This window comes from Nonomuraea mangrovi (assembly GCF_042681425.1).
GTDB classification, from domain to species: Bacteria; Actinomycetota; Actinomycetes; order Streptosporangiales; family Streptosporangiaceae; genus Nonomuraea; species Nonomuraea mangrovi.
In genome coordinates this window covers 717,904-733,137 of sequence record NZ_JBHUFV010000061.1, presented here as the reverse complement: position 1 = coordinate 733,137, position 15,234 = coordinate 717,904, and the positions used below count along the sequence as shown (strand labels likewise).

The window sequence follows — 15,234 nt, the reverse complement described above, 5'->3', positions numbered from 1 at the left end:
GGGGACAGCCGGCGGGAGCGCGGCCGCGGGTGCGTGACGACGAAGGCGGTGCGGCGGCCACCAGGAGGCCGGTGGCCGCCGCACGGCTCACGGCCTGTTCACGCCCAGCGTGTAGGAGCCCGAACCGGAGTAGGAGTTGACGCGGTACCTGTAGTAGCCGGCGGTGCCGTTGTAGCTGATCGACTCGTCCGGGTTGGCGCTGTCGCTCTTGGCGACCTGCGCCCACGAGGAGCCGTTCCACTTCTCCAGGTAGAGGTCGAAGTCGACGCCGCTGGGCCCGTCGAGGCAGCCGGCGTGGGTTCCGGACACGGTCGACTGGTAGTAGGAGTTGTTCGGCTGGTACTGGTTCTGGCCGTTGCTCAGCGAGCCGTTGTAGATCTCGCGGTAGTTCTGGCAGCCGGTGGGCGGGTTGCTGCCGCCGGTGACCAGGGTGAGCCCGTAGACGGAGAGGATCTCGTTGACCGGCTGGAAGTAGGTGGTGCCGCCGGAACTGCAGTTGCCCGACCCGCCGGAGGTCACGCCCTGCGCCTGGTTGCCGGAGATGTAGGAGCCGCCGGAGTCGCCGGGCTCGGCGCAGACGCTCGTCCTGGTCACCTCGTAGACGGTGCCCTGGGAGTAGGTGACGCTGGTGTTGAGCTGCTGGACGGTGCCGCAGTGCCATCCGGTGGTGGAGCCGGCGCGGCAGATGGAGGAGCCGACGGGGGCGACGGTCGAGCCGTTGACCGGGATGATGCCCGCGCTGTAGCCGTTGACGACGCCGACGGGGGTCCAGCTGCTGTTGACCTCGACCCACGCGTAGTCGTTGCCGGGGAAGGAGGAGCCGCGGAAGGTGCCCTGGGCCTGCTGGTTGGCGCCGCGGGTGGTGGCGCCGGTGCTTCCGCAGTGTCCCGCGGTGACGAATCCGCCGTTGGTGCCCGGCTTGGTCACGGAGAAGCCGACCGAGCACCGGGAGCCGCTGCCGATGTAGTAGGCGTCGCCGCCGCGGACGTCGGCGTACGGCACGGGCTGCTCGCCCGACTGCTCGACCCTGACGAGCGCCTTGTCGGCGCCGCTGGCCGCGACGAACGCCTCGGCCTCGGCGGGGTTGGAGGAGAGGACCACGACGCTGTTGGTCCGCACGTCGACGTACCAGACGGGGGCGGTCTTGGGGGCGTTGGACGCGGTCTTGTCGAGGGCCTGCTTGGCCGCTTCGAGCTGGGCGAGGGAGTGCGCGACGACCTTGACCTGGGCGCCGGCCACGCGGCGCCTGGAGGCGTTGGTCGTGGCCACGATCAGCGTGCTCTCCGGGCCTTCGACCCAGCTGCCGGCGAACTCGCCACCGAGGTTCTTGGCGAGTCCCGGAGCGGTCTGCGCGGCCCGCTGCTCGTTGGCCAGGCGCTTGACGGCCTGTTCCTGGGTGAGGCCGAGGTCGCGCTGCATGGCCTCGAGGAGCCCCTTGGGCGGGTTGGTCTCGGCGGGAGCCGATGCGATGGCGGGGGTCGAGGACAGGGCTAACGCGCCGATCGCGATCGCGATCAGCGCTCGGGTGCGGCGAAGCATGGGAACTCCTTCGCTTGCTGGGGGTGCCGTCACCGTAACGGTGGGTCCACCAGCCGAGGAGCTACCACTTGCCCCCTATCACGGTGTTATGGGGAGGTGCCGAAACCTGGGTTGCGGATCAGCCAGTCGTGGTAGACGGGGCTGCGCCGTACGGCGTCGGCGTGGGCGGCCTTGGCGTGGGCGGCCACCCATGACGCGCCTGGGGCGCCCGGATGGTGGCCGAGCATCTGGCGCCAGCGCAGCGGCGCGCCCGCGACGGGCACCATGACGAGTCCGGGGGCGAAGGGATGGGTGGCCTGGCACAGGACCACCGCCCTGCCGACCTGGGCGAGGTGCACGCACGTGGCCACGTCCGTCTCGTACATCGTGCAGGGTGTGAATCCCGCGCGCGTGCAGGCGGCGGCGAAGCAGTCACCGAAGCAGCCGTCGCCCGGCGTGACGGCCCACTGCTCGTCGGCCAGGTCGGACAGCGCCACCTCCTTCTCGCCCGAGAGGCTGTGCGTCTCTGCGACCATGATGAAGACGGGGTCGATGCCGATGGTGTGCCACGCGATGTCGCCCTCGGGCACGCCGTCGCCGCACGCGCCCGCGAGCACGTAGTCGAGCCTGCCCTGGGCGACCATCAGGGCGAGCTCGCGCGACGACCACGAGGTGTAGGTGGAGACGGGGGCGGCGGCGGCCAGCCGGTCGACCAGCCCGCCGAGGACGGGTCCGTTGGTCGCGCCGATGCGGTAGCCGCCGGCGGTGGCGTTGGCGAAGCGGAGGGCTTCGTCCTGCAGCTCCTGCGCGGCGGGCAGGAGCACACGGGCGCGGGAGAGCACCAGTTCCCCGAGGGGAGTGGGTCTGGCGCCGTAGCGGTCGCGCTGGAAGAGGGCGCCGCCTAACGCGCGTTCGATGCGTTTGAGCTGGGCGGTCAGCGCCGGCTGGGCCACCCCTAGCCGGGTCGCTGCCTTGCTGACGCTGCCCGACTCCGCGACCGCTCGAACGATCTTGAGGTGCCGGAGCTCGAGGTCCATACGGGGAAGGTAAAACCGACACAACATCCCCGCAATCCCTATTGTCAGGAAAATTGACGGATGTTGTGGGGGCCAGGTAACGGGTAGCTGACGTCTTATGGGAATCGATCCAAGGGACCTGTCGGAAGAAGACCTGATCCGCGAACTGCGGCAGCTCTACCAGACACGCCTGGAGACGCTGCTGCACGGGCCCGACGACGCGCTCGCCCGCCACACCTCGCGCACCAACGAGCTGGAGAGCGAGTACCTGCGCCGCCATCCCGTGCGGGACATCGACCCCGGCCGGTTGCGTGAAGGAGCGAGGCAGCGCTGATGGAACCACACGACGTGCAGGCGCTGTCCGACGTCGATCTGGCCGTGTACGAGGCCGTCGCCGCCATCGCGGTCGGAGGCGACGAGGCGCGGGTGGCCGACGTGTCGAGGATGGCAGGGATGAGCGAGGACGAGACGAGGCGGAGCATCGCCACCCTCGTCGCGATGGGCCAGGTGGTGCCCAAAGGCGAGGGCTACACGCTGGGCCGCCACGACTTCGGCCTCGAATACTGAGACATCACCTACTGAGACATCACCCGTTCAGGGCTCGCAGCACCGCGGCCTGCTCGGCCGTCACCCCCCGGGCCCGCTGCGCCGCAGCCTCAGCCGGGGTCAGGCCCGCCGCGCACCAGGCGGCGACCTCGCCGACGGGCACCGCTCCCCACCAGTCCATGACGAGCGCCACCGCCTCCCTGCCGAGTGCCGCGGCCTCCGCGGCGGTGAAGCCCAGCGCGGCGAACAGCCGTGCGTCCCCCGGGTCGACCCGCCGCGCCGCCCACTGCTCGCCGGCCGCGCCGTCCCAGCCCGCGTCGGCGTAGGCGCGTGCCACGTCCGCGGGGACGCCCGCCCGCAGCAGGTGCCTGATCGGCCCCTCGGGCATGTCAGGCGCCTTGGCGAACCACGACACCCTCCTCGGCCGCTCGCCGCACAGATGCCGCCTGGCCGCGTCGTGCGGGGCGACGCCGAGCTCGTGCCAGCGGACCGCCTCGCCGGGCGTCATCCCCGCGCGCTGCCAGACGACGACCGTGCGGGGAGCGGCACCCGCCGTACGCCAGAGGCGGGCGTCGCCGGGGTCGAGCACGCCCGCCTCCCGCCACGCGGACGCCTCCACCCGGTCGAACCCCGCGTGCCGCCAGCGCCGCGTCTCGCCCAGGCTGAACCCCTCCCAGCCGCTCACGCCGCCACCCGCACCACGCTCGCCCACGGCGGGACGTCGGGCGTCCCCCGCGCGTCCACCAGGCAGACGATCACGTGCGCCCGCCGGCGGCGCTCGGGCCACGGCGTGTCGCCGTCGGTCAGCGCGACGACCACGTCAGGGCGGGGCGCGTCCGCCGCCTCGAAGCCCTTCCGCAGGTCGGTGCCCCCGCCGCCGACGAGCTCGACCTCGGCGGCCCTGGTGACCCGCTGTACAGGACGGGCGGCCGCGTCACAACAGATCACCTCGACGCCGCGGTGCCCGCAGGCGCGCAGCACCCCCTCGATCTCCCCCAGCACCCGCCGCAACGCGGGCTCGCCGAGGCTGCCGGAGGTGTCTGCCAGCACGACGACGCGCGGGCTCGGCCTGACCATGGCGGGCAGCACCACGTGCGGAAGGCCGCGCCTGGACGGGCGCCGGTAGCTGTAGTCGACCTGGCCGCGCGACAGGCCCCGCCGGACGAGGAAGGCGAGCGCGCGCCGCCAGTCCACTGATGGGCGCAGGACGGACTCGGCCCAGCGCCGCCAGCCGTACGGGGCCTCTCCTCTGATGCGTGAGGCCACCGCCCTGGCCAGCAGGTCGCGCTCCAGCGCCGACATGACGGCGGGCCCGGTGAACGGCGCGCCGCCGCAGGGCGTGAGCTCGGACGGCACGTCGATGAGATCGAGCAGCCGGTGGTAGTCCGCCGCCATCAGGCCGGACGGCAGCCCGAGCCGGTCGGGGGTGACCGCGGTGGCGGGGGCGGCGCCGAGGTCGTCGTTGATCTCCGCGTCGTTCGCCGTGTTCCATGTGACGCCGTCACGGCCGCTGACCAGATGGTCGCGCAGCAGGTGGCCGACCTGGTGCAGGAGCGACCACGCCAGCTCCTCCACGGGGATGGCCTGCGCGGTGGCGGGGGAGAGGTGGAGGTTCCAGTTGGCGTCGGCGCACGCCCCCACGGCGTCCTCGTGGACCAGCGGGGTGAGCGCGAACAGCGCCGAGGCCAGGTACGGCGCACGCGCCGCGGCCAGGAGCCTGGCCGCCGCGAAGCGGTCCATGACGCTCATCGCAGCAGTCCTGCCGCGCGCAGGATCGGTGCCAGCTCCATCATCGCGGTGGGCAGGTGCGCGCCGTAGGGACGGGCGGCCGCCAGCGAGCGCGCGGCGCCCGCCGCCACGTCGGGCGTGCGCCTGGCGACCCTGGCGATCAGCGGCCACGCCCGCTGCCAGGTCTCCGCGCTGCCGTCGGCCGACACGTGCGCCACGACAGAGCCGAGGACCGCGTGCACCCTGTCGATCCGGTCGGGCAGCGGCGCCCCCGGATCGGCCAGCAGCGTCTCCGGGTCGGGCAGATCGAGGTCACGCAGCCACGACAGCAGCTCGAAGCCCGCCGCGTCGCCCACCGCCCCTCGCACCAGCTCGGCGGCGACCTCGCCCTGCGCGCAGGCCACCGCTCGGGCCGCCAGCTCCCACGTGCGCGGGCTGGGCCACGCCCGCGCGGGCCCGTCTGGTACGGCGAGCACCAGCTCGGGCCGCACCCGCAGGAACGCCCCCACGAGCGCTTTGGCCCTCGCCACCGCCGCGGGGGAGGGCGGGGGCCCGCCCAGCGCGTCCGGTACGGCGAAGCCGCCGGTGAACCCCTCGGCCACCACGGCGGCGCTCGCCCGCCAGTCGAGGTGGATCAGCCGGTTGGCCAGCGGCGCCGACAGGTCCCAGCCGTCGGCCGCCTGCTCGGGCGGGTTGGCGGCGGCCACGATCCGCACCTCGTCCGGCAGCACCAGATCGCCGACGGTCCTCTCGAGCACCACGCGGAGCATCGCGGCCTGGACGGCGGGCGGCGCGGTGGTCAGCTCGTCGAGGAACAGGATGCCGCGCCCCGCCCTGGCCAGCCGTTCGGCCCAGCGGGGCGGGGCGAACCAGGTGCCGCCTTCGCGCAGGACCGGCAGCCCGGCGAAGTCGCTCGGCTCCCTGATCGAGCCGACGACGGCTTCGACGGGCAGGCCCAGGCCTGCGCCGAGCGCGAGGACGGCCGAGGTCTTGCCCGTCCCAGGCGCGCCCCACAGGATCACGGGGAGGTTCGCGGTCACGGCGACGGCGAGCGCTTCCATGCGGTAGCCCCTTCGTGCGTCAACTAATGTTGACGTCAACTCTGGTTGACGCGCCCGTGATTTGTCAACACCGGCCCGGCGGCGGGTGGGCCCGCACGGCCGCCTCTTGATCAGCAAGGAGAAGTGGAGGATCGTGTCGGTTGACATCGCTCCAGGGACGGAGACGACGACACATGCACCCTCCCTACGGGGACGACGAGCACCGTTACCTCCCCCGTCCGGCCACGGCGCCGACGTCGGGCGCCGCGGTGGCCAGCCTCATCTTCGGGATCTTCGGGTTGTTCGGCAGCTGGTGCCTGTTCGGCATCCCGTCGATCATCGCCGTGATCCTCGGCCACGTGGCCACCTCGCAGACCAGGCGCGGGCTGAGACCCGGTCACGGCATGGCGGTCGCCGGGCTCATCCTCGGCTACGCCGTCGTCATCCCCGCGCTGGTCGTCACGGTGTTCGTCTTCACCCACCCCACCGCGCTCGCCGAATGGGTCAACACCGTCTTCTCATGGGTCGACTCGTCCTGAATCCGTAGACTCCACGAAAAATCAGAACATCGCCTGGCAAAGCTGTGACAAGGCAGTCGCCATGTCGGATCCGCGAGGGTAAGGCCCCACCCGAGGGATCCGATCGGGGGACGCGGTGAGAGCACAAGTCATCGGCGGAGTTCTGGTAGTTCTCGGGCTGGCCGTCGCATGCGGTACGGCAGGGCAGTCGGGCCAGGCGGGAAACACTCAGGGCGGCACCGCCAGCGCGAGCGCCATCGGCACGGTCGAGCAGGGCTTCAAGATCGGCCTGCTGCTTCCCGAGTCGAAGACGGCCAGATACGAGAAGTTCGACCGGCCGTACATCACCAACGACATCAAGGCCCTGTGTCCCAAGTGCGAGGTCGTCTACAACAACGCCAACCAGGACCCCAACCAGCAGCAGCAACAGGTCGACTCCATGCTGACCAACGGGGTGAAGGTGCTGATCCTGGACGCGGTGGACGCCAAGGCCGTGGCCTCCTCCGTCGCCAAGGCCAAGAGCCAGGGCGCCATGGTGATCGCCTACGACCGGCTGGCAGGCGGACCGGTCGACGGCTACACCTCCTTCGACAACCTGCAGGTCGGCAAGGCGCAGGGACAGGCGCTCCTGGACGCGATCAAGGCGGGCGGCGACCCCAAGCGAGGGCCGATCGTCATGGTCAACGGCTCGCCGACCGACCCGAACGCGGCCGACTTCAAGAAGGGCGCGCACTCGGTGCTCGACGGCCAGGTCACGATCGGCAAGGAGTACGACACCCCTGACTGGAGCCCCGACCAGGCCAACACCGAGGCGGCCGGCGCGTTCACCGCGCTCGGCGCGAGCAACGTGATCGGCGTCTACGCGGCCAACGACGGCATGGCGGGCGGCATCGCCAGGGCCATGCAGAACGCGGGCGTCAAGCCCGGCACCCCGCTGACCGGCCAGGACGCCGAGCTGGCGGCCATCCAGCGGATCCTGCTCGGCACCCAGACGATGACGATCTACAAGCCGATCCAGCCCGAGGCCAAGAACGCCGCCCAGATGGCGATCGACGTCGGCACGGGTAAGTCGATCAAGGGTACGACCACCGTGGACAACGGATCGGGCAAGCCCGTCCCCGCGCAGATCATCGCGCCCATCGTCGTCACCAAGGACAACATCAAGGACACCGTGGTCAAGGACGGCTTCTGGAAGGCCGCCGAGATCTGCACCCCCGCCGTGAAGGCGGCGTGTGACGCGGCAGGGATCTCCTGAGATGGCCACCGTCCTCGCCCTCGAGGGCATCTCCAAGCGGTTCGGCGCCGTCCAGGCGCTGACGGACGTCGACCTCGAGGTCAACGAGGGCGAGGTCGTCGCGCTGGTCGGCGACAACGGCGCAGGCAAGTCCACGATGATCAAGGTGATCGCCGGCGTGGGCCCGCCCGACGAGGGGACGATCACGTGGGAGGGCAGGCGCGTCTCGATCACCAGCCCCTCCGACGCGCAGGCGCTCGGCATCGCGACCGTCTACCAGGACCTCGCGCTCTGCGACAACCTCGACGTGGTCGGGAACCTCTTCCTCGGCAACGAGCTCACGTCGACGGCCGTCCTCGACGAGGTCTCCATGGAGAAGCGCTCGCGCGACCTCCTCCACACGCTGTCGATCAAGATTCCCAGCGTGCGGATCCCCGTGGCCTCGCTGTCGGGAGGCCAGCGGCAGACGGTGGCGATCTCCCGCTCGCTGCTGGGCGAGCCGAAGGTCGTGCTGCTGGACGAGCCGACCGCCGCGCTCGGCGTCGAGCAGACCGCCCAGGTCCTCGACCTGGTCGAGCGGCTGCGCGCCCAGGGGCACGGCGTGATCCTGATCAGCCACAACATGGTCGACGTCATGGCGGTGGCCGACCGCATCGCGGTGCTCAGGCTCGGGCGTAACAACGGCTTCTTCGACGCCAAGGCGACCACCAGAGAAGAGATCATCGCGGCGATCACCGGGGCGACCGACAACGCCGCGTCACGCAGGGACAGGAGGCTCAGTGACTGAAACCCCGGTCGACCCGCGGCTGGTGGTCCGCGAACAGGGCCTCACCGGCTATCTGGAGGAGTTCAAGCAGAAGGTGAGGGGCGGCGAGCTCGGCCCGCTGCCGGTCATCGTCGGCCTCGTCGTCATCTGGCTCGTCTTCCAGAGCCTGAACAGCCAGTTCCTGTCCGCGCAGAACCTGTCCAACCTGAGTGTCGACATCGTCCCGACCGGGATGATCTCGGTGGGCATCGTGTTCGTGCTCCTGCTGGGCGAGATCGATCTGGCGGCGGGCGCGGTCAGCGGCGCCTGCGCGGCGGTGCTGGCCGTGCTCAACGTCAACCTGGGCATGAACCCGATCCTGGCCATCCTGCTCGCCGTCGTGGTCGGCGCCGTGCTCGGCCTCATCCACGGCTTCTTCTTCGCCAAGATCGGGGTGCCCTCCTTCGTGGTCACGCTGGCGGGCTTTCTCGCCTGGACCGGCTTCCAGCTGTGGGTGCTCGGGCCCAACGGCACCATCAACCTGCCGAGCGAAGGTTTCGTCGCCGGACTGACCAGCACCTACTTCGTCTACGTGATCGCCGCGTACGGCCTGGCGGCCCTGGCCGTCGCCGGCTTCTTCGTGGTGTCGGTCATGGGCAACAACCAGCGCCGCGAGGCGGGCATCCCGTCCAGGACGACGGGCGACATCGTCTTCCGGACGGTCGTGCTCGCGGTGGTGGCCTTCGGCGCGGCCTACATCCTCAACCTGTACAAGGGGCTCCCGCTCGCGCTGCTGATCTTCCTGGTGATCGTCGTCGGAACGGACTTCGTGCTGCGCCGCACCAAGTACGGGCGCAGCATCTTCGCCGTCGGCGGCAACATCGAGGCGGCCAGGCGCGCGGGCATCAGCGTGCCGTTCATCAGGATCTCCGTCTTCGTCATCTCGGGCTCGTTCGCCGCGATCGGCGGCATCTTCGCCGCCTCCCGCATCTCCAGCGCCAGCCAGGCGACGGGGCAGAGCAACGTGCTGCTCATGGCGATCGCGGCGGCGGTGATCGGCGGCACCTCGCTGTTCGGCGGGCGCGGCACCACGTACTCGGCGTTGCTGGGCATGCTCGTCATCCAGTCGATCGCCTCGGGAATGGCGTTGCAGGGCGTCAGCAACTCCATCCAGTTCATGGTGACCGGCGCGGTGCTGCTGGCAGCGGTCGTCATCGACTCGGTCTCGCGCAGGAGCCAGAAGGCGGCCGGCCGGGCGTAGCGTGGGTCCATGGAGGACGCCGCAGCACCTCTTCGCGAGAGAACCCTGACCCCTGCCCAGGCTCGGGCCCGCTTCAGGGCGGGGGAGCGCACCCCCACGGCCGGCTGGTGCGAGGGCTGGATCCAGGCCAACCTCATCGCCGTCCCCGAGCGGCTCGCAGGGGACCTGCGCCTCTTCGCCGAGCGCAACCCCCAGGCCTGTCCCGTGCTCGACGTCGGGGAGCCTGGCGCGACCAGCACCCGGATCTTCCCCGGCGACCTGCGCACCGACCTGCCCGGCTACCGGATCTACCGTGAGGGCGAACCGGTAGCCGACGCCGGCGATGTCGTCGAGCACTGGCGGCCCGACCTCGTCGCCTTCCTCATCGGCTGCAGCTTCACCTTCGAGGCCGCCCTCATCCGGGCAGGCGTACCCGTCAGGCACGTCGAGCTCGGCACCAACGTCCCGATGTACCGCACCGCCGTGGCGTGCGAGCCCGCGGGCGTGTTGCGGGGGCCGCTCGTGGTCTCCATGCGCCCGGTGCCCGAGCGTCTGGTGGCCACCGCCGTCGAGGTCAGCGGCCGCTACCCGGACGTGCACGGCGCCCCGGTGCACATCGGCGATCCCGCGGTGCTGGGCATCGCGGACCTGTCCCACCCCGACCACGGCGACTCCGTCCCCGTACGACCCGGCGAGGTTCCGGTCTTCTGGGCGTGCGGCGTCACCCCGCAGGAGGCCGTGATGGCAAGCGGCGTCGACTACGCCATCGGCCACCTGCCGGGCCACATGGCGATCACCGACCTCCGCGAGACCTAGCCAGGTGCCCGCCGCGGCGCCTTCACCCGGTCGGCCCCGCGGCGCCCGGCCGGGCTCGCGGCGGCATGCCCGCCGCGCTGAGCTGGTCTCCCAGGTCGGGCGCCCCCCGCCGGTTGTCGATCTCCAGATGCGGTACGGCGGGCGGCTCGTCCACCATGATCGCCTTCAGGTAGGCGTCGAAGGCCGCCAGCTTGCCCTCGTCCCTCGCCAGCCCTCTGGCGAGAAGCCGCTCGCGCAGGGTGGGCCCGTCGGAGCGGACCCACACCAGCCGGACCGGCGGCCCGCCGAGCCGCTCCACCCAGTCCTCCCACAGCGCCGCCGCATGCACCTGCGAGGTGAAGGGGCCGTCGAGCATCACCGGGCACCCGTGCGCGCGGATCTGCCGTGCCAGCCTGGTCAAACCGCCGTACTCGTGGTGTTTGACGTGCTCGTCGTACCAGGGGCCCTCGCGCTCGCCCCGCGGCCTGCCGTGCGCGGACAGCAGCTCGGCGACGAAGTCGCCGTAGACGGCGTCCTTGTCGAGCAGCGCGGGGACGGGGTCCAGGCGCGCCAGCAACGCGGCGGCGACGGTCGACTTGCCCGCGCCAGGCGGGCCGCTGATCACCCAGGCAGGAACCACAAGGTCAGAGCGTACGCGGATCTGCGTACGCCGATGCCGCCCGCCTGCGGACGCCCTTCCGCGCGATCATGGACAGACTCGGCGCATGCTCACCTTGGTCCTGCGCGCCTTCAAGATCCCCGACCTGCGCAAGAAGATCCTTTTCACGCTGGGCGTCATCGTGCTGTTCAGGCTGGGGCAGATCCTGCCCGCGCCCGGCGTCGACATGCTGGCGGTACGCCAGTGCCTCGGGGGAGCGCGCGGCGGGATCGTCGACATGGTGCAGCTGTTCAGCGGCGGGGCGATGCTGAAGCTGTCGGTGTTCGCGCTCGGTGTCATGCCGTACATCACGGCGAGCATCGTCATCCAGCTGATGGCGGTCCTGATCCCGCGCCTGGACCAGCTCCGCAAGGAGGGGCAGAACGGGCAAGCCAAGATCACGCAGTACACGAGGTACCTGACGGTGGGGCTGGCCGTGCTCAACGCCACCACCGTCGTCGCACTGGCCCGCTCGGGCCGGCTGCTGCCCGGCTGCACGCGTCCCGTGCTCTACGACACCGGCCTGCTCGCGGTCGTCGTGCTGGTGGCCGTGCTGGTCGCCGGCACGTGCGTGGTGATGTGGCTGGGAGAGCAGATCAGCGGCAAGGGGATCGGCACCGGCATGTCGATCCTCATGTTCACCCAGGTCATCGCGGTCTTCCCGTCCTACATGTCGACGATGTTCGTGATGAGCCCCTTCGCGGCGGTGACGATCCTCGTCGCAGGTCTGTTCCTGGTCGCGGCGGTGATCTTCATGGAGCAGGCGCAGCGGCGGGTTCCCGTGCAGTACACCAAGCGGATGGTCGGGCGGCGGATGTACGGCGGCAGCAGCACCTACATCCCGCTCAAGGTCAACCAGGCCAGCATCGTTCCGGTGATCTTCGCCTCGTCGCTGCTCTACATCCCCACGCTGCTCGGCGACGCCGTGCCGTGGATCAGCCGGTACATGGCAGGCGACCACCCGCTCTACATGCTGGTCTACTTCCTGCTGATCGTCGGCTTCGCCTACTTCTACGTCTCGATCACCTTCAACCCCGTCGAGGTGGCCGACAACATGAGGCGCTTCGGGGGATTCGTGCCGGGCATCAGGCCCGGCAGACCGACCGCCGAGTACCTGGGGTTCGTGCTGTCGCGGCTGACCGCGTCGGGCGCCGTCTACCTGGGCGTGCTCGCGCTGCTGCCGCTGGTGGCCTTCGCCCTGCTGCGCGACCCTTCCTCGGCGCAGAACTTCCCCTTCGGCGGCACGAGCGTGCTCATCATGGTCGGCGTCGGGCTGGAGACCGTGAAGCAGATCGAGGCCCAGCTCCAGCAGCGCAACTACGAGGGGCTGCTGAGGTAGCGCACGGGGGCGGCACGAGCCGTGCCCCAAGGGCCGCGACACGGCTCACGACGGCAGGGCGAGGCCCGCGCGCATGGCGAAGACCACGAGCTGCGCCCTGTCCCGGGCGCGCAGCTTCACCATGGCCCTGCTCACGTGCGTGCGCACGGTGTCAGGACTGATCACCAGCTCCCTGGCGATCTCGTCGTTCGACCTGCCGGTCGCCACCCAGGCGACCATCTCCCTCTCGCGCGGCGTCAGCGTCTCGACGCCGGCGACCGGCTCGGCGCCGCCCGTCCTGCCGAACAGGCCGATGACCTTGCGGGTGATGGCGGGCGACAGCAGAGCCTCGCCCGCCGCCACCACCCTGATCGCGCTGACCAGCTCGTCGGGGGCGCTGTCCTTGAGCAGGAACCCGCTCGCGCCCGCCTGCAGCGCGGCGAACACGTACTCGTCCACGGCGAACGTGGTCACCACGACGATCCTGGTGCCGTGGAGGGCGGGGTCGGCCGCGATGGCCCTCAGCACCTGCAGGCCGTCCATGCCGGGCATCCTGATGTCGAGCAGCAGCACATCGGGACGTCGTTCCCTGACCAGCGCCAGCGCCTGTCCGCCGTCGGCCGCCTCGCCCACCAACGCCATGCCGGACTCCCTGGCGATGAGCGCCTTGAGTCCCATCCGCACGACCGCCTGGTCATCGGCGATCCCGACTCTGATCACGGCTTCCCGCGTCGCGTCGCCCTCGGCCGGGATCACGCGCTGTCCAGGGGGAAGCGGGCCACCACCTGGAAGCCGCCGCCGTCCCTCGGACCGGCGCGGAACTCGCCTCCCGCGGCCAGCACCCGTTCCCGCATGCCCGACAGTCCCCGCCCCTCACCCGCGGCGGCGGGCCCGCGGCCTCTGTCGGCCACTTCGAGCACGAGCGCGTCCCGCTCGCCCGTCACCTTCACCAGCGCCCTGGTCGGACCCGCGTGCCTGATCACGTTCGTGAGCGACTCGCGCACCACCCCGTAGACGGCGCCGCGCAGGTGGGCGGGGACGTCGGGGTCGGCCGGCTCCATGTCGACGGGCAGACCCGCGGCGCGGACCCCGCCGACCAGGCCCGGAAGCCGGTCATCGGCGCCGCGTGGGTCCATCAGGTCGAGCGCGCCGCGCAGCCTGGCCAGCGCCTCCATGCTCGTCTCCCTGATCGCCCGCAGCGACTCCCTCGCCTGCTCGGGGTCCTCCTCCAGCACCAGCAGCGCGAGCCCCGCCTGCATCGCGATGGTCGAGAAGCCGTGGCCCGCCGCGTCGTGCACCTCGCCGGCGATCCTGGACCGCTCCCGCGCCAGCAGTTCCTCGGCCAGAGCGCTCGCGGCGGCACCGGAGTCGGCCGGTACGGCACCCGCCTGGAGCGAGGACTGCCACAGAGCCGCGGCCGGCGCCGCGCCCTTGGCCGCCCACTCGCCGACCGATCCTGCCCAGGGGTGGTACCGCGCAGGACGCGGGGCCGCGTCGGGACCCGTGAACGCGTCGGGGCCGGTGGGCATGTCGTGGCGGCCGGCGGCGGGCGCCGGCGGCGGGGTGTCGTGCTCGTAGGCGGCGGCCGCCGCGGCGCGGGCCTGGGCCAGACCGCTCAGCGACAGCGGGACCGCCAGCCAGCCCGCCCACACCAGCATGAGGACGGCGGGCATGTCGCCCATGCGGGCAGCACGTGACGCCGCCGCGGACATGGACTCCCACAGGCGGCGGACAGGGCGTCGTTCCCGTGTCACCATTCCGCCCAGATCCTAGCCAGTTTCAGACGTTGCGGTTCGACGCCCCGTCGCCCAGGCCCCAGGAAATGATCTTTCGCGGGACGATCCTGATGAGTTCGCCGCTGTAGCCGGGAAGGGGCGGCTCCTGCTCGGTGAGAGCCTCGGCCGTCCCTCTGATCTCGATGCCGCGCACGGTCCACGGCCGTGTCGATACCAGGTCGTCGACCACGAAGCCCACCGTGCTGCCCGCGGCCACGTTCCTGAACTTCTTGGAGCCGCCCATGCCGTGCCCCCCGATGTCGAGGGTGCCGTCGGCGTTGACGAAGAAACCGACAGGGCTGTTCTGCACCTGGCCGTCGGGCGCCACGGTGGCCAGCCTGCCGAGCCGCTGCGTGCCCAGGTAGTCGAGCTCCGCTTGGGTGAATGTCATGCGGTCAAGCCTGTGACGTCAAGCGTGGTTGAGGTCAAGCGTATTCGTCGTTGAGCCGCCACCACTGGTAGGGCTCGGTCTGCGGCCGGCCCTGGGGGGAGTCCTCCCAGGTCTCCTGCCTGCCGTACGGGGTCAGGTCGAGCAGGTTGAAGTCCATGCGCAGCCGGTCGGCGCCGCGCGCGGTGGTGAAGTAGGTGCGGAAGGCGCGCTCGCCTTCGCGCAGGAACACGCTGAGGCCGAAGCCGTCGCCCGCGCCGCAGTCGGTGTTGAACTCGGGGCCCGAGTAGAGCGGCAGGCGCCACCCAAGGCGCTGCCGTACCGGCTCCAGGTCGGCGTACGGCGAGCGGGAGATCACCGCCATCGTCGTGTCGCGGGCGCGCAGGTGCGCCAGGTTGGGGATGTTGTCGGTGAACGACGCGCATCCGGTGCAGGGCAGGCCGTCGTCGTGCAGCGGCATGAAGTGGTAGACCACGAGCTGGCGGCGGCCGTCGAACAGGTCGAGCAGCCCGAGCTTGCCCTCAGGCCCCTCGAAGACGTAGTCGGTGGCGAACTCCACCATCGGCAGGCGGCGGCGCTTGGCGGCCAGCGCGTCGAGCTGCCTGGTGGCCGCCTTCTCCTCGACAAGCAGCTCGTCTCGAGCAGCCTGCCATTCCTCGGCGGAGACGATCTTCGGTAGGTTCATACTCCTAATTTAGGAGTGCTCAGTTAGAAA

Annotated in this window: 18 protein-coding genes; 8 read left to right on the top strand and 10 right to left on the bottom strand. The window is 71.2% G+C overall.

The features are described from left to right. Positions 1-87 precede the first annotated feature (87 nt). A complete protein-coding gene (locus tag ACFSKW_RS42420; RefSeq protein WP_379579961.1) occupies positions 88-1,539 on the bottom strand; it encodes an alpha-lytic protease prodomain-containing protein in 1,452 nt (483 codons plus the stop codon). Between the two features lie 86 nt (positions 1,540-1,625). Further along, complete coding sequence (locus ACFSKW_RS42415) at positions 1,626-2,555, bottom strand: LysR family transcriptional regulator (protein ID WP_379579959.1); 930 nt, start codon at positions 2,553-2,555, stop codon at positions 1,626-1,628. A 97-nt stretch (positions 2,556-2,652) separates the two neighbouring features. Between ACFSKW_RS42415 and ACFSKW_RS42410 the strand changes: the two genes are divergently transcribed. Together ACFSKW_RS42410 and ACFSKW_RS42405 are read left to right on the top strand one after the other, a co-directional pair. Continuing rightward, positions 2,653-2,868, top strand: a complete 216-nt coding sequence (locus ACFSKW_RS42410; RefSeq protein ID WP_379579957.1) for a DUF6158 family protein — start codon at positions 2,653-2,655, stop codon at positions 2,866-2,868. After that, the gene (locus ACFSKW_RS42405; RefSeq protein WP_379579956.1) at positions 2,868-3,101 is read left to right on the top strand and encodes a hypothetical protein; all 234 of its coding nucleotides are present in this window, start codon (positions 2,868-2,870) and stop codon (positions 3,099-3,101) included. Before ACFSKW_RS42410 ends, ACFSKW_RS42405 begins: the two co-directional genes overlap by 1 nt. A 19-nt stretch (positions 3,102-3,120) precedes the next feature. On the opposite strand, the gene ACFSKW_RS42400 is transcribed toward ACFSKW_RS42405, so the two are convergent. The 3 genes from ACFSKW_RS42400 to ACFSKW_RS42390 are packed head-to-tail and all read right to left on the bottom strand — an operon-like array spanning position 3,121 to position 5,869. Then, positions 3,121-3,765, bottom strand: coding sequence for a hypothetical protein (locus ACFSKW_RS42400; RefSeq protein WP_379579954.1), 645 nt, complete (start codon positions 3,763-3,765; stop codon positions 3,121-3,123). Continuing rightward, a complete protein-coding gene (locus ACFSKW_RS42395) occupies positions 3,762-4,829 on the bottom strand; it encodes a vWA domain-containing protein (protein ID WP_379579952.1) in 1,068 nt (355 codons plus the stop codon). The genes ACFSKW_RS42400 and ACFSKW_RS42395 overlap by 4 nt, the downstream gene beginning before the upstream one ends. Beyond that, on the bottom strand, positions 4,826-5,869 hold the full coding sequence (locus ACFSKW_RS42390; protein ID WP_379579950.1) for an AAA family ATPase: 1,044 nt from the start codon (positions 5,867-5,869) through the stop codon (positions 4,826-4,828). Before ACFSKW_RS42390 ends, ACFSKW_RS42395 begins: the two co-directional genes overlap by 4 nt. Before the next feature lie 173 nt (positions 5,870-6,042). Between ACFSKW_RS42390 and ACFSKW_RS42385 the strand changes: the two genes are divergently transcribed. From ACFSKW_RS42385 to ACFSKW_RS42365, 5 genes are all read left to right on the top strand, one after another. After that, entirely contained in the window at positions 6,043-6,387 is a 345-nt protein-coding gene (locus ACFSKW_RS42385; RefSeq protein ID WP_379579948.1) for a DUF4190 domain-containing protein, read from the top strand. Between the two features lie 115 nt (positions 6,388-6,502). Next, a complete protein-coding gene (locus ACFSKW_RS42380; RefSeq protein ID WP_379579946.1) occupies positions 6,503-7,621 on the top strand; it encodes a sugar ABC transporter substrate-binding protein in 1,119 nt (372 codons plus the stop codon). Position 7,622: 1 nt separating this feature from the next. Further along, the gene (locus ACFSKW_RS42375; RefSeq protein ID WP_379579944.1) at positions 7,623-8,387 is read left to right on the top strand and encodes an ATP-binding cassette domain-containing protein; all 765 of its coding nucleotides are present in this window, start codon (positions 7,623-7,625) and stop codon (positions 8,385-8,387) included. Further along, a complete protein-coding gene (locus ACFSKW_RS42370; RefSeq protein ID WP_379579942.1) occupies positions 8,380-9,606 on the top strand; it encodes a sugar ABC transporter permease in 1,227 nt (408 codons plus the stop codon). Before ACFSKW_RS42375 ends, ACFSKW_RS42370 begins: the two co-directional genes overlap by 8 nt. A 9-nt stretch (positions 9,607-9,615) precedes the next feature. Beyond that, the gene (locus ACFSKW_RS42365) at positions 9,616-10,401 is read left to right on the top strand and encodes a putative hydro-lyase (protein WP_379579940.1); all 786 of its coding nucleotides are present in this window, start codon (positions 9,616-9,618) and stop codon (positions 10,399-10,401) included. A 22-nt stretch (positions 10,402-10,423) separates the two neighbouring features. Here ACFSKW_RS42365 and ACFSKW_RS42360 read toward each other — a convergent pair whose 3' ends face one another. Continuing rightward, complete coding sequence (locus tag ACFSKW_RS42360) at positions 10,424-11,020, bottom strand: P-loop nucleotide/nucleoside kinase family protein (RefSeq protein WP_379579938.1); 597 nt, start codon at positions 11,018-11,020, stop codon at positions 10,424-10,426. 85 nt (positions 11,021-11,105) lie between these two features. Between ACFSKW_RS42360 and secY the strand changes: the two genes are divergently transcribed. Next, positions 11,106-12,377: a preprotein translocase subunit SecY gene (gene secY, locus ACFSKW_RS42355; RefSeq protein WP_379579936.1), complete on the top strand. Its 1,272-nt coding sequence runs from the start codon at positions 11,106-11,108 to the stop codon at positions 12,375-12,377. 45 nt (positions 12,378-12,422) lie between these two features. On the opposite strand, the gene ACFSKW_RS42350 is transcribed toward secY, so the two are convergent. The 4 genes from ACFSKW_RS42350 to ACFSKW_RS42335 all read right to left on the bottom strand — a co-directional run bounded on the left by ACFSKW_RS42350 (position 12,423) and on the right by ACFSKW_RS42335 (position 15,204). Further along, positions 12,423-13,076 carry a response regulator gene (locus ACFSKW_RS42350; RefSeq protein ID WP_379580274.1) on the bottom strand — a complete coding sequence of 218 codons (654 nt, stop codon included), beginning with the start codon at positions 13,074-13,076 and terminating at the stop codon, positions 12,423-12,425. A 32-nt stretch (positions 13,077-13,108) separates the two neighbouring features. Continuing rightward, entirely contained in the window at positions 13,109-14,038 is a 930-nt protein-coding gene (locus ACFSKW_RS42345) for a sensor histidine kinase (protein WP_379579934.1), read from the bottom strand. 97 nt (positions 14,039-14,135) lie between these two features. After that, a complete protein-coding gene (locus tag ACFSKW_RS42340) occupies positions 14,136-14,522 on the bottom strand; it encodes a PPOX class F420-dependent oxidoreductase (protein ID WP_379579932.1) in 387 nt (128 codons plus the stop codon). Between the two features lie 34 nt (positions 14,523-14,556). Continuing rightward, positions 14,557-15,204 (bottom strand): DUF899 domain-containing protein, encoded by a 648-nt coding sequence (locus tag ACFSKW_RS42335; protein WP_379579930.1) that lies wholly within the window; start codon positions 15,202-15,204, stop codon positions 14,557-14,559. Between the last annotated feature and the right edge of the window lie 30 nt (positions 15,205-15,234).